This is a genomic window from Bacillus sp. NPDC060175 (assembly GCF_042728695.1).
GTDB lineage: Bacteria > Bacillota > Bacilli > Bacillales > Bacillaceae_G > Bacillus_A.
In genome coordinates, this window is record NZ_JBHWYR010000066.1 from 15,405 (window position 1) to 27,608 (window position 12,204).

A 12,204-nucleotide genomic window follows, 5' to 3' on the forward strand; every position below is an offset into this window, starting at 1 on the left:
TATTGCGAGAAAAGGGATATTCCAGACTTTTTTCGTGAAAATATGATATAGTGAAAAGAGTACGGTACACACAAAAAAGGAAAGAAAAGGATTTGTGTATATCTCGATTTTATGCTTTGTTCAGGAGGTATATCGTTTGAAGAAATTATTGCGTATCGTAATGATTACATTTTTAATTTTAGCTGTTGATTTATACGGGAAGTTACTCGTATCACAATATATATTAACCCCATCTCACTCTAAGCAAGAAAATAAAATTGTGAAAAAGAAGAAGCAAGTAAATGAAGAATCCACAGATACTGTTTTAAGTATGATTGGTGGGGACTCTGAGAATTTATTAGCGAAGTGGGGCGAACCGTCTCGAATAGAGCCGTCTGCTTATGGATATGAATGGTGGGTGTATAACCAAGATTTAGCTCAGTATGTTCAATTTGGAGTTGCTGAACGTAAAGTTGTAACGGCGTATGTTGCTGGTGAGCAAGTTAAGGTGGCTCCCTATTATATAAATGAAAAGTATGAAGAGGTATATAAAAAGAATCCACTTTCACATGAGATTTCATTAAAAAGAGGAAAGAATAGTTATCAATTTGAGTTATCTGATACGGAAGTAATGGAACAACCGCTAGTACCTGTAGAAGATGGATGGGCACAATTATATTTTGATCACTTTACACATGAGCTTGTTGGTCTTCGTTATATGGATGATGAAACGTTATTACGACAAAGACCATATCAACTCGTTTATTCAGGTGAATTAATAGCGGAACAGCCGCTGACGCCAGAAAAAATGAAACAAGTAGAAAATGGAAATATGCAACAAATTCTCGATTTAACAAATGTTATTCGAAGTCGTCATCAATTACCGTTGTTAACATGGGACCAACAAACTGCAGATGTTGCATTAGGCCATAGTAAAGATATGAAGGATAATAATTATTTTTCACACGATTCACCTACTTTTGGTACGTTAGGAGATCGTTTGCAACGTGGGCAAGTGGCTTTTCAACTTGCTGGTGAGAATATAGCGGCGCAACATAGTGATGGAATTGCGGCGGTACAAGGTTGGTTAAATAGTGAGGGTCACAGAAAGAATGTATTAAATGAACAATTTACTGGATTAGGTGTTGGGGTATATGATAAATTTTATACTCAAAACTTTATCCGAAAATAAAATGAAACTTTAATCAGTGGGGGGGCATCCTTCACTGATTATTAGCCTTCATCAATCGGGCTTGTAAGACTCCCGCCTATTCGTAGAAGTTTAAGATGGAAGTCTTACTGTCCACAAATAGGGAGATAAAAAGGTGCATGAATCGTCTAAAAATAGGCGAACCATGTGCCTTTTTTTTCTTACAATATAGTAGATATACATGAAGAGGTGAGGATTATGCCAACAACAAAAGGGCCGTTACATCCATCGGTTCAACAGTTTAAAGAGTTTGTAAACCATCACCCTAAAATGGTTCATGAGGTTAGAAGTGGTCAAAAAACTTGGCAGCAATTTTATGAAGAATGGTACTTACTAGGTGAAGAAGATCAAATATGGACAGCATATAGACCTGATGGAGCACCTGCTTTTTCTTCGGTAAAAGAAAATAAAGAAGAAAAAGAAAGTCGAACAGAAGAGGAAAAAACAGCTGATGTGATGGGGCAAATGCTTTCTTTCTTTAAAAAGTTAGACGTAGAACAAATGCAACATCATTTAGCAAATGTAACGAGTGCGATTGGTAGCGTGCAACAAGTTATCCAACAATTTCAAGGGAACCGTGCGCAGCCAGAACAAAGTACTTCTGAAAATAATCCTTTTTTCTTTCAAAAGGATTAGGGGGAAAGAGGATGAGAGCGGAAATTATGGAGTTTATAAAAGCTGATGAGGATTTAGCTCGCTATATTCGGGAACAGCCATACTGGTACCGGAAATTGACGCGTAACCCAGAAGAAAAAGAAGTTTTTGAGTTAGCTGCCATGCAGCATTTCAAAAAAACGATACCAGATAAAGTGGAAAAATTTCAAAATCAATTGGCGGTTGCTTCAATTATGATTGATATGTTCCAGTATATGAAGCAGCAAAATACGACGTAATTGGAAGGGAAAACTATGTCCGTTATGCAAAACTTTTGTTACAATAGAATCGCATTATTTAAAAAAGGAGTTGTAGCATGACGGAAATTTGTTTAGTACGACATGGACAAACTGATTGGAACTTTCAAGAGATTATTCAAGGGCGCGAAGATATTCCACTTAACGAGGTTGGGAAGAAGCAAGCGAGTCAAAGTGCAGCTGCCTTGCAAGCGGAATCGTGGGATATAATTATAAGTAGTCCGTTAATTAGAGCGCAAGAAACAGCTAAGGAAATTGCTGGGGCTATTGGATTACCATCTATTTTATTAGATGAGCGATTTATGGAACGTAATTTTGGGGAAGCTTCTGGGAAACCAGTTGCGGCCGTTAGAGAGTTAATTGCAGAAGGTAATGTAGAAGGAATGGAGCAGGATGAAGAAATTGTAGAGCGCTGTTTTACGGCTTTACAAGAGGTTGCAGTAGCACATGGAGATAAACGTATTATCATTGTTGCGCATTCACATGCAATAAAAGCTATTTTACACGCAATTGCACCAGATGAAATTACATTTAAAACGCCGTTAAAAAACGCATGTATTAGCTACGTGAAAGAGAATAGCGGGAAATGGGATGTTCTTAAATATAATATTGCGGAGCATATTAGTGTATAAGAGTTCAAGGGGATTGTATGAAAAGTAGTTAGAATCATATCTTTCTTTTAGGTGAGACACTTCAATTAGTAGTTCTGTTCCAAATGTGTTATGATGAATACTCGGAGGTGTCTCTCATGATTGTAGCGACGCTGGAAAGCGTATTGATTTTAGATAAGGCAGAGCAGCTTGCAAAAGCGATTATCTGTTCAGATATAGCAGAAGATTATCGTAAGTATTATAAGGATTTACAAGAAGATATAGAAGTCCAGACGCTAATTCAGCAATTTACAGCGATGAAAGAGCGATACGAAGAAGTGCAACGTTTTGGTAAATATCATCCTGATTATACTTTCGTTTCGACGAAAATGAGGGAATTAAAGCGTTCTGTAGATATGCATGATAAGGTTGCAGCCTTTAAAAGAGCAGAAACTGCTTTACAAAAGTTATTAGATGAAGTTAGTGTAGCAATTGGTTCTGAGGTGTCTCCTTCCGTTAAAGTTCCAACAGGAAATCCGTTTTTTGATGCGGGTGGCTGTGGCGGTGGTTGTGGTACCGGAGGCGGTTGTGGTTGTAAAAAAACGGGGTAATTTACCCTGTTTTTTAGAATATAGAAGAAAACGTATACAGAGTTTGTCCTTTAATGTCATAAATTTTGATTGGTTTTCATAAAATATAAGAATATAAGTTTTTAAAAGGAGAAGATGGAGAAGATTATGTTCGGGCAACGACAAAGTATGATTGTTTATTTACATTCATTGAAACATGCCAAGATTTTAAGGAAATATGGTAACATTCATTACATATCAAAACGTTTGAAATATGCCGTTGTATATTGTGATATGGAACAAATTGAGCATATGATGCAAAAATTGAATAAACTTCCTTTTGTGAAAAAAGTAGAACAGTCGTATCGCCCATTTTTAAAAACAGAATTCGAAAATTCGCGTCCTGATCGGGCAAAAGAATACGATTATAGCTAAGTGAAAAAATCCCTGCTAAATTTAGCAGGGATTTTTTTATTTGAAATAACGTGTTATTTCATTGGAGGAATGAAATTGTTCATTCGTAAAATACCAATTAGATGATTAAAAAATAGTTCTTTTTCAGGGAAAGTTGTTGATGGTTTTACAGTAAAGGGAGTAACTTTTTTCCCTATTTGTTCCGCCATTTCTTCAAATAAAACGACACGTTTACTTTTTTTATTTTCAAGTAAAGGAATGCCTTCACGACATATGTATAATGGTTGGAAATCACCAGTAGTTGTCGGTTTTAGTATTACAACAAGTGAACACATTTTTTTTTCGTTTTTTACAGTTTCGAATTGTAACATATGTGTTACACGTTCTTGGTTTGTTTTGGCAATTTCAAGTAATTCATATAAGTCAGAGTAGCCTTCTCCGAGTTCTATAAAGCGTTGAATCATATTTTTTCCTCCTCTTTCTTTTACTGTACCACCTCACTTTTTAAATGAAAAGTAGACAAATAAAAAAACCCTGCAAAGCAGGGCCCTTCTAATACTAGTATGTACTAGTAAGAAGGAAAAGGGAGAGGAGAAACCGGAGGAAGAACTTATGGGGAAACGTAAGTCTTCTCCGCGGTTGGCAACAACATCGAAGATGATGTTGTTATATTTATTTATGTCCAATCTAAATGAAGATATACATAATGAAATCAAAATTTATGTTAGGCTTTTTATTTTTCTTTTTTTTATTTTATGATAGGATAAAAAAGGTAAAGTGGAACTGATGTACATAAAGGGTTTTTGTTCGCAAATAGTGAGATGAATATGCAAGAAATAGCGAACGGTTATTTTAACTAACGTTCTCTATAGGTTAAGTAACGAATTAGTGAAGAATTGTATGGTTTGGTAGCGGTTACTGACTTGAGATGGATTTACTGTAATCGCTCGATAGATTGAAATAAAGGTAGTGACAACAGATGAGAGTAGTTTCAGGAAAATGTAAAGGGCACCCACTTAAAGCGGTACCTGGTAATACAACACGTCCAACGACAGATAAAGTGAAAGAATCTATTTTTAATATGATAGGTCCTTATTATGATGGTGGTATCGCTCTTGACTTATTTGGTGGTAGTGGTGGTCTTGGAATTGAGGCCATAAGTAGAGGGATTGATAAAGCGATTTTTGTTGACCGAGATAGTAAAGCGATAAAAGTCATTCATCAAAATTTAGAAAGCTGTAGAATACAAGAACAAGCTGAAGTGTATCGAAATGATGCGGAACGTGCGGTAAAGGCGCTTATAAAGCGTGAAATATCATTCGATCTTATACTAATAGACCCTCCATATAAAGGTCAAAAAATTGTGTCTTTAATTAGTGTGATCGATCAACATGGATTGTTAAATAAAGATGGCATCATTATGGCAGAGCATGGGGATGACGTGGTTTTACCTGATTCAATAGGAGAACTTGTAAAAGTACGGGTAGAAAACTACGGGATTACAGCAATTTCGATTTATAAGTATGAAGGTGAGGGGACAGAATGACAAGTATAGCTATTTCTTCAGGGAGTTTTGATCCAATTACCCTTGGACATTTGGATATTATTAAAAGGGGAGCAAAAGTATTTGATGAAGTATATGTAGTTGTTTTAAACAATTCATCAAAAAAACCATTCTTTTCGGTAGAAGAACGCCTAGAGTTAATTCGAGAGGCGACAAAGGATATTCCGAATGTGAAAGTTGATTCACATAGTGGATTATTGGTGGAATATGCAAAAATGCGTAATGCAAATGCAATATTACGTGGTTTGCGAGCGGTTTCTGATTTTGAATATGAGATGCAAATTACTTCAATGAATCGAAAATTAGACGAAAATATCGAAACCTTCTTCATTATGACAAATAATCAATATTCATTTTTAAGTTCAAGTATTGTGAAAGAAGTTGCGAGATATGGGGGAAGTGTAGTAGACCTTGTTCCTCCGATTGTAGAGCGTGCTTTAAAAGAAAAGTTTCAAACCCCGTTAAAGTGAACGGGGTTTTTCTTTATAAATGCGTAAAAACAATAAGATAACATATAAATATAAACAAAATAAGGTGAAGATTGGTCCGTAGTGTATAAATGATGTCCAAATATCAGTTAGTGTGTAAGAATGATTCAATAAAACTACGGGAAGATCTTCTTGCGTAGGCGAGAAAGAATGAACTTTTTCATAAAATGGTCCCCAAAATATAAAAGTGAAAATAGGAGCGAGAATACTTTGGATAATTCGAGCTGAAAAATATGGTTTAAAGCGGATATCTGTCTCCGCTAATATGCTTGCTACTTGTGCCTGAATAGAAAGGCCGCTAAATGCTAAAATGAAGCTTGTTACCATCGCTTGTTGAAGAAGTGTTGATTCATTAGTTTGACTAATCATTTGGCTTCCAAGCGTCATTTCAAAAATACCGGATAATATCGGAATACTAAATTGGGATGTAAGTTGGAAGAATGATAAAATATGTTGCATAATAAAAGAAAGCGCTTTTGTAATTTCGAAAACAGTAATCATTTTATTTAAAACAGAGAATAAAATAATAAACCCACCAATCATGAGCAATGTTTGAATAGAAGAAACGATAGCGTCACCGAGTAGTTTTCCAATCGGTCTTTTTTCTTGCATACGTGTTTGGTGGAGGATAGAAAAAGGGTTTTGAAAGGCACGCTTTTGATTCGTATGTTTGTCTTTTATGTAAGTATCGTTATTACCATAAAAGCGCATAAGTAATCCGACGATAAAGTTACTTATATAATGTGCTGCTGCTAATACGAGCCCTAATTTCGGATTATTGAAAAAACCAATAGAAACCGCTCCGAAAATAAAAAGTGGATTAGAAGAATTTGTGAAAGATACGAGTCGTTCCGCTTCGATTTGTGTTAGTTGATTGCTCTTGCGTAGTCTAGCGCTTAATTTGGCGCCAGCGGGGAATCCTGAAGCCATTCCCATTGTCCAAACAAACCCACCTACCCCTGGAACACGAAACAGTGGACGCATTAGTGGTTCTAATATAACACCGATAAATTTTACAATACCAATACTGATTAGAAGTTCCGCAATGATGAAAAACGGTAGTAGTGAAGGGAATACAACTTCCCACCATATATTTAACCCGCGAATTGAAGCTTGCAAAGCAGCTTGGGGATGAAGTACAAGAGAAAAGGTTAAAAATAACATTGATATGGTAAGAAAAGCAGTTTTCCATTTTTCGTACATGTAAGAAAATCCCCCTTTGTCCCAAAAACGTTCATTTCAGTATACGTGGATATGTGGTGAATTTAGACCATAAGTATGAAAAAGGAATGAAAAAAATTAAAGGGTGAGAAAAATGAAGGAACCAAAAATCGGTTTAGCGCTTGGATCCGGAGGTGCAAAAGGTTTTGCTCACATAGGGGTAATAAAAGTATTAAGGGAAGCTGGTATCCCTATTCATATGATAGCAGGTAGCAGTATAGGAGCGTTAATTGGTACATTCTATGCAGCAAGTTGTAACGTTGAAAGGCTGTATAAATTGGCAGCTGTTTTTAAAAGGAAATATTATTTGGATTTTACAGTTCCTAAAATGGGATTTATTGCTGGAAAAAGGATCAAAGATATGATTAAAATGTTTACATATAATAAAAATTTAGAAGAGTTAGATATCCCGACGGCTGTTGTGGCTACTGACATTTTGAAGGGGGAAAAAGTTGTTTTTACAAGCGGGCCGATTGCGGAGGCGGTTCGAGCTAGTATATCTGTGCCAGGGGTGTTTGTTCCAGAGAAAATAGATGGCCGCTTATTAGTGGATGGAGGGGTAATTGACCGTATTCCCGTATCGGTTGTAAAAGATTTAGGGGCTGATATTGTTATTGCTGTTGATGTATCTCCAATTAAGGTGAATGGAGAGGTTACATCGATTTATGATGTGATTATGCAAAGTATTGAAATCATGCAACATGAACTTGTGATGAATCGGCAAATAGCATCAGATTTAATGATGCGGCCAGCAGTAGAACAATTTAGTTCGCGTGCTTTTACACATATTGAAGATATCATTCGGGTCGGAGAAGTGGAAGCAGAAAAACACATTTCAAACATTTATTTACTAATTGAGCAGTGGAAGGAGAAACATAATGTTTAAGCGTTTTCGGTTTATATATGCAATTTTAATAGGGGTTATATTGGCGATGCTACTTGTTTATGTGCGTTTGCCATACTTTGTGACAAAACCAGGTATGGCCGCGAAATTAGCGCCGTACGTGCAAGTTGACGGTGGTACTAAAGAGTCTGGTGATTTTATGCTTGTCACTGTCTCAATGGGACCTGCAAATGTTGTGAACTTAATAGCCGCGCAATTTAATAAATATACACACGTTTCGAAGGCGGAAGAAATATTGCAAAAAGGTGAGAGTGATGAAGAATATCAATTTCGTCAAGAGTATGCGATGAAAGATTCACAAAATGCTGCAATTTATAATGCATATAAACGTGCAAATCGCTCTGTTTCTTTTGAAAATAAAGGTGTACTAGTGGCTGGTGTAGCAAAGGGTATGCCGTCAGAAGGAAAGCTTAAGCTTGGAGATGTTATAGTAGCTGTCGATGGAAAAACATTCGACAAGACGGAACAATTTATTGAGTATATGACAGGGAAAAAAGAAGGGGATACAGTAAATATTGAATACAAGCGGGGCGGAAAACAGTTTAAAGAAAATTTAAATGTAAAGACAATCCCTAATGGGAATGGACGCGTCGGTATAGGGGTCTCTATCGTGACGGAAAGAGAGTTAGTAGTAGATCCGAAAGTGAAAATTGATTCCCATGAAATAGGAGGCCCGTCAGCAGGGTTAATGTTTACACTAGAAATTTATAATCAGCTCGTTGAAGACGATTTAACAAACGGACATGAAATAGCTGGAACAGGTACAATCAATGATAAAGGAGAAATTGGTCCAATTGGTGGTATTCAGCAAAAAGTAGTAGCTGCTAGTGATGCAGGAGCTGAAGTGTTTTTTGCACCAAATGAAAAAGGTGTAGAGAAATCGAATTATAAAGATGCTCTTGAAGCTGCGAAAGATATTAAAACAAAGATGAAAATTGTACCGGTGGACACACTGGATGATGCATTAACGTATTTGGAAAAAATGGGTAAAACAAAGTGAACCTCTCTGAAGAAGAGAGGTTTTTTTATAGGAATTTTTTCGTTATTTCATCATAACGAATTGGATGATGCGTTGCGTCTTGTTTTAGCAGTTGTGTCCGCAAAGGTTCTTGCATTATGGAGAAATATACAGCATTTGATTTTCGTTCTATATCTAAAGTCGGATGTTCGAATGTTTTTGTATGAGTAAGGATTGGGAGTTCTATTTTTTTCTTATTTTTAGAAAGATAAGTTTGTCCCTTTTGTGACATTCCGAGAAGACGGATATACGGCGCATGTTGCTCTATATTTGCTTTATGTATTTCTTCCTTCGTTGTATTTGTTAAAATATGTGTACAAGCTCTTTGTAATCTAGTCCATGTATAACGTTTTGTTTTTAATGCTTCCATGAATGAATAGAAAGATGAACTGTTTTGTATTTTTGATAAAATACGATGCTCTAAACCTTCTTCCATTTCATATATATGTTGTAAGTCCTCTGAAGACATCGTCATAAGTTTGTATTTAAAAAATGAAAAGTATTTTTCCCAGTTATGTAACGTCCCGTAGTTTTGCTTGTAGTTTTCTAAAAGAGAAGCAGTTATTTTTGGGATAAAAGGCTCAATAGTTGTAGAGGAACTGTTTTCATTAAATAGCTGTTTGCGAATACTTGTTGCACTTGCAATATGTTGATCATGAAATGTTTCATCATGATAATGAGAGGCGAATCTTTTTATAGTTTGCGCTTGCATGGAACTATTTTGTAAGAGAATTGCTTTAATGTACTGTAAGCCTAAAATGTTATTTGGTTGTGACATATCTACGTTTTTTTCGGGTGGTAAGATGTGTGAAAAGGCTTCAGATGTAGCTTTTGCATAACTATTACCTGCATTCATAAATTGCTTCACAAGACGATTAAAAGTCTCTTCTTCATTTTTTTGTATAGCGATGGTAGTGTAGAAATTTTCAGTTTGTCCATCTTCACTGCCGAAACAAATGTCAGAAACACCAAGGGCGTTTAAAATCGAAATTGCGCCATTTGCGAAAGTCTCGGCCTTTTGGGTTGCGAATGCATAAGGAAGCTCTACAACAAGGTCTACGCCGTTTGTTAAGGCCATTTTAGTACGATACCATTTGGAGATGAGTGCGGGCTCACCACGCTGCAAAAAAGGACCACTCATAACGGCGATAATAATATCAGACTGTGTTAACTTTTTTGTTTGTTGCACATGATAAGCATGACCGTTATGAAAAGGGTTATATTCAACAACAATACCACTGGATTTTATGGTAATCTCTCCTTTCGATGTAGCATCTTTTTGGAAAACGTGATAATCTATATATTATTTCCTATGATGACTTCATTATAGTGTAAAGAAAAAACATTGACAAATATAAAATGGCTAGCTATAATTTTGTTTGTTGCCTTGAGGTGATATGATATGAAATGGTCCATCCATCAATTGAACAAATTGAGAAATAAAGGATTGACATTGAATGAAATGGTAGATGTAAGTGAGCTAAAAGAGGTCGAGAAAGATATTCGTGAAATTAATCCTGTTCAAGTAACAGGAAGAGTTGATTTTGGCTCCGGTAAGTTTACGTTTCATCTACATATAACTGGAAGCATGGTTTTACCATGTTCTCGCTCTTTAGTAGATGTGACATTACCATTTGACATTAAAACAACTGAGGTGTTCCAAACTTCAGAAGAAGAATTTGAAACAGAAGCTGAAATTCATTGTTTAGAAGGAGAAGTACTTGACTTACTGCCCGTAATCAAGGAAAATATACTTTTGGAGATTCCAATGCAAATTTTCAGTGATGATGTTTCTGGTGGAGCACCGATGCAAGGTCAAGACTGGCAAGTGATTTCGGAAGAAAACAAAGAAAAGACTGTTGATCCAAGATTAGCAGGACTTGCAAAGTTTTTTGACAAATAATCGGAAGACTGGTTTAGGCCTTCATATGAAAATAACTATTTCTTTTAAGGAGGTGGGAAGAATGGCTGTACCTTTTAGAAGAACTTCTAAAACAGTAAAAAGAAAGCGTCGTACGCATTTCAAATTATCAGTACCTGGTATGGTAGAGTGCCCAAGCTGTGGTGAAGCGAAATTAGCTCACCGTGTATGTAAAGCATGCGGTACTTACAAAGGTAAAGAAGTAATCAGCAAGTAATTGCGGAAAAATAAACGTAGAAGATATCTTCTACGTTTATTTTTTTTTGTCTTATTCTTTATTTGTTGTATTCTATCTTTTCTAGTAACTGCATATGCTTAATAAAAAATGCATAGGGAGGACTAGAGAGATGGCGACAACAAGACAAGATGCTTGGACTGATGATGAAGATTTGCTTCTGGCAGAAGTAGTACTCCGGCATATTCGTGAAGGTGGAACGCAACTTTCCGCTTTTAAAGAAGTGGGGAGGCATTTGTCTCGTACACCTGCAGCTTGTGGATTTAGGTGGAATTCTTACGTTAGAAAGCAGTATAAAGAACGTATTGAAGAAGCGAAGCAACTTCGTAAGGTAGAAAATTACGAAGTGAAAGAGACAACGGTATTAGAGCCAAAGTCTATTACGTTGAATGATGTTATTGAATTCTTGCGAAATTATAAAGATGAAAGCTCTTTAATGGTGTTGCAACAACAAATTGAATCGTTACAAACAGAGAAAGAACGTCTTCTGGAGCGATTATCAGTATATGAGGAAGAATATAGAACATTACTTGATTATATCGATCAAAAAAGAAGTGTAATGGTAGCAGAAAGAAATGGTGCTCGCTCGAATGGAGAATTAGAAAAATTAAAGAAATAAAAACAGCTGCGTAACAGCTGTTTTTTTGTTTCTTATGCAGATTCTTCGTTTGTAATCGCATTCGAATTTGTTTCTGGATGCCAAATATAAAAATCACCATCAGTTACTGATACTGGCTGGAAACTTAATTTATCCCAAAAACCAGATGACTGGATACGTGCTATCGTTTTAATTGGGAATTGTAGTTGTTGCGCATAATTAACAAGCATTTGTCCGAATCCTTGTTTTTGAAAAGTCGGCAACACTTCAAGTTTATAAAGTTCTAGGTAAGTACCTGTAATTTCAAATGGTTCTCCACCGTTCCTTTTCATGTATAGACTCATACGTGCGATTAGCGATCCTCCATAATAAATACCGTAAAATGGAGACTCACTATCATTTTCAATAATGTTTGCTTGTAATTCTTCCAACATGGATAGTTCTTGAGCTCCGCACCCTTTAAATTTTTTAAATTCATCTAATGTTTTATAATTGATGAGCAAGCGTTCAACTTTTGGGAATCCCATTACATCACATCCTTTTCTTATCTTGTTGAATGCAGAAAAGTTAAAATATTTATAA

The 12,204-nt window shown here is 35.9% G+C and carries 17 protein-coding genes; 13 read left to right on the top strand and 4 right to left on the bottom strand.

Going from position 1 to position 12,204, the window contains the following annotated elements; all coding sequences use genetic code 11:
- The first annotated feature begins 136 nt into the window (after positions 1–136).
- The 6 genes from ACFWDE_RS24175 to ACFWDE_RS24200 all read left to right on the top strand — a co-directional run bounded on the left by ACFWDE_RS24175 (position 137) and on the right by ACFWDE_RS24200 (position 3,694).
- The gene (locus ACFWDE_RS24175; protein WP_377895202.1) at positions 137–1,171 is read left to right on the top strand and encodes a CAP domain-containing protein; all 1,035 of its coding nucleotides are present in this window, start codon (positions 137–139) and stop codon (positions 1,169–1,171) included.
- A 216-nt stretch (positions 1,172–1,387) separates the two neighbouring features.
- A complete protein-coding gene (gene ylbD / locus ACFWDE_RS24180; RefSeq protein WP_002111470.1) occupies positions 1,388–1,825 on the top strand; it encodes a YlbD family protein in 438 nt (145 codons plus the stop codon).
- Positions 1,826–1,836: 11 nt separating this feature from the next.
- Positions 1,837–2,082 (top strand): YlbE-like family protein, encoded by a 246-nt coding sequence (locus tag ACFWDE_RS24185; RefSeq protein WP_377895204.1) that lies wholly within the window; start codon positions 1,837–1,839, stop codon positions 2,080–2,082.
- 77 nt (positions 2,083–2,159) lie between these two features.
- Positions 2,160–2,732, top strand: coding sequence for a histidine phosphatase family protein (locus tag ACFWDE_RS24190; protein WP_377895205.1), 573 nt, complete (start codon positions 2,160–2,162; stop codon positions 2,730–2,732).
- A gap of 116 nt (positions 2,733–2,848) precedes the next feature.
- Positions 2,849–3,301, top strand: a complete 453-nt coding sequence (locus ACFWDE_RS24195; protein WP_070144653.1) for a YlbF/YmcA family competence regulator — start codon at positions 2,849–2,851, stop codon at positions 3,299–3,301.
- 126 nt (positions 3,302–3,427) lie between these two features.
- Complete coding sequence (locus ACFWDE_RS24200) at positions 3,428–3,694, top strand: YlbG family protein (RefSeq protein ID WP_002088292.1); 267 nt, start codon at positions 3,428–3,430, stop codon at positions 3,692–3,694.
- 53 nt (positions 3,695–3,747) lie between these two features.
- Here the strand turns inward: ACFWDE_RS24200 and ACFWDE_RS24205 are convergent, their stop codons facing one another.
- Positions 3,748–4,137, bottom strand: a complete 390-nt coding sequence (locus ACFWDE_RS24205; RefSeq protein ID WP_002111466.1) for a DUF7147 family protein — start codon at positions 4,135–4,137, stop codon at positions 3,748–3,750.
- Positions 4,138–4,652: 515 nt separating this feature from the next.
- Between ACFWDE_RS24205 and rsmD the strand changes: the two genes are divergently transcribed.
- The gene (rsmD, locus tag ACFWDE_RS24210) at positions 4,653–5,219 is read left to right on the top strand and encodes a 16S rRNA (guanine(966)-N(2))-methyltransferase RsmD (protein ID WP_377895207.1); all 567 of its coding nucleotides are present in this window, start codon (positions 4,653–4,655) and stop codon (positions 5,217–5,219) included.
- Entirely contained in the window at positions 5,216–5,707 is a 492-nt protein-coding gene (gene coaD / locus ACFWDE_RS24215) for a pantetheine-phosphate adenylyltransferase (protein ID WP_000200601.1), read from the top strand. The genes rsmD and coaD overlap by 4 nt, the downstream gene beginning before the upstream one ends.
- On the opposite strand, the gene ylbJ is transcribed toward coaD, so the two are convergent.
- On the bottom strand, positions 5,699–6,928 hold the full coding sequence (ylbJ, locus tag ACFWDE_RS24220; protein WP_377895208.1) for a sporulation integral membrane protein YlbJ: 1,230 nt from the start codon (positions 6,926–6,928) through the stop codon (positions 5,699–5,701). The genes coaD and ylbJ overlap by 9 nt on opposite strands.
- 112 nt (positions 6,929–7,040) lie before the next feature.
- On the opposite strand from ylbJ, the gene ACFWDE_RS24225 reads away from it, so the two are divergent.
- Together ACFWDE_RS24225 and ACFWDE_RS24230 are read left to right on the top strand one after the other, a co-directional pair.
- Entirely contained in the window at positions 7,041–7,832 is a 792-nt protein-coding gene (locus ACFWDE_RS24225; RefSeq protein ID WP_002088284.1) for a patatin-like phospholipase family protein, read from the top strand.
- Positions 7,825–8,850, top strand: a complete 1,026-nt coding sequence (locus ACFWDE_RS24230) for a SepM family pheromone-processing serine protease (RefSeq protein ID WP_377895209.1) — start codon at positions 7,825–7,827, stop codon at positions 8,848–8,850. The genes ACFWDE_RS24225 and ACFWDE_RS24230 overlap by 8 nt, the downstream gene beginning before the upstream one ends.
- Before the next feature lie 25 nt (positions 8,851–8,875).
- On the opposite strand, the gene ACFWDE_RS24235 is transcribed toward ACFWDE_RS24230, so the two are convergent.
- Positions 8,876–10,117, bottom strand: a complete 1,242-nt coding sequence (locus tag ACFWDE_RS24235; protein WP_377895213.1) for a nucleotidyltransferase — start codon at positions 10,115–10,117, stop codon at positions 8,876–8,878.
- Between the two features lie 153 nt (positions 10,118–10,270).
- On the opposite strand from ACFWDE_RS24235, the gene ACFWDE_RS24240 reads away from it, so the two are divergent.
- The 3 genes from ACFWDE_RS24240 to ACFWDE_RS24250 all read left to right on the top strand — a co-directional run bounded on the left by ACFWDE_RS24240 (position 10,271) and on the right by ACFWDE_RS24250 (position 11,643).
- Positions 10,271–10,771, top strand: a complete 501-nt coding sequence (locus ACFWDE_RS24240; RefSeq protein WP_002111456.1) for a YceD family protein — start codon at positions 10,271–10,273, stop codon at positions 10,769–10,771.
- Positions 10,772–10,832: 61 nt separating this feature from the next.
- Positions 10,833–11,006, top strand: a complete 174-nt coding sequence (gene rpmF / locus ACFWDE_RS24245) for a 50S ribosomal protein L32 (protein ID WP_001984764.1) — start codon at positions 10,833–10,835, stop codon at positions 11,004–11,006.
- Positions 11,007–11,136: 130 nt separating this feature from the next.
- The gene (locus ACFWDE_RS24250; RefSeq protein ID WP_002146023.1) at positions 11,137–11,643 is read left to right on the top strand and encodes an RsfA family transcriptional regulator; all 507 of its coding nucleotides are present in this window, start codon (positions 11,137–11,139) and stop codon (positions 11,641–11,643) included.
- Positions 11,644–11,675: 32 nt separating this feature from the next.
- Here the strand turns inward: ACFWDE_RS24250 and ACFWDE_RS24255 are convergent, their stop codons facing one another.
- Positions 11,676–12,149 carry an N-acetyltransferase gene (locus ACFWDE_RS24255; protein ID WP_377895214.1) on the bottom strand — a complete coding sequence of 158 codons (474 nt, stop codon included), beginning with the start codon at positions 12,147–12,149 and terminating at the stop codon, positions 11,676–11,678.
- Between the last annotated feature and the right edge of the window lie 55 nt (positions 12,150–12,204).

Coding starts and splice junctions, on each gene's coding strand:
- rpmF (WP_001984764.1), top strand. CDS start 10,833: ATGGCTGTACCTTTTAGAAGAACTTCTAAAACAGTAAAAAGAAAGCGT.
- ACFWDE_RS24200 (WP_002088292.1), top strand. CDS start 3,428: ATGTTCGGGCAACGACAAAGTATGATTGTTTATTTACATTCATTGAAA.
- ylbD (WP_002111470.1), top strand. CDS start 1,388: ATGCCAACAACAAAAGGGCCGTTACATCCATCGGTTCAACAGTTTAAA.
- ACFWDE_RS24225 (WP_002088284.1), top strand. CDS start 7,041: ATGAAGGAACCAAAAATCGGTTTAGCGCTTGGATCCGGAGGTGCAAAA.
- ACFWDE_RS24190 (WP_377895205.1), top strand. CDS start 2,160: ATGACGGAAATTTGTTTAGTACGACATGGACAAACTGATTGGAACTTT.
- ACFWDE_RS24195 (WP_070144653.1), top strand. CDS start 2,849: ATGATTGTAGCGACGCTGGAAAGCGTATTGATTTTAGATAAGGCAGAG.
- ACFWDE_RS24240 (WP_002111456.1), top strand. CDS start 10,271: ATGAAATGGTCCATCCATCAATTGAACAAATTGAGAAATAAAGGATTG.
- ACFWDE_RS24250 (WP_002146023.1), top strand. CDS start 11,137: ATGGCGACAACAAGACAAGATGCTTGGACTGATGATGAAGATTTGCTT.
- ACFWDE_RS24230 (WP_377895209.1), top strand. CDS start 7,825: ATGTTTAAGCGTTTTCGGTTTATATATGCAATTTTAATAGGGGTTATA.
- ACFWDE_RS24205 (WP_002111466.1), bottom strand. CDS start 4,137: ATGATTCAACGCTTTATAGAACTCGGAGAAGGCTACTCTGACTTATAT.
- ACFWDE_RS24185 (WP_377895204.1), top strand. CDS start 1,837: ATGAGAGCGGAAATTATGGAGTTTATAAAAGCTGATGAGGATTTAGCT.
- ylbJ (WP_377895208.1), bottom strand. CDS start 6,928: ATGTACGAAAAATGGAAAACTGCTTTTCTTACCATATCAATGTTATTT.
- ACFWDE_RS24255 (WP_377895214.1), bottom strand. CDS start 12,149: ATGGGATTCCCAAAAGTTGAACGCTTGCTCATCAATTATAAAACATTA.
- rsmD (WP_377895207.1), top strand. CDS start 4,653: ATGAGAGTAGTTTCAGGAAAATGTAAAGGGCACCCACTTAAAGCGGTA.
- coaD (WP_000200601.1), top strand. CDS start 5,216: ATGACAAGTATAGCTATTTCTTCAGGGAGTTTTGATCCAATTACCCTT.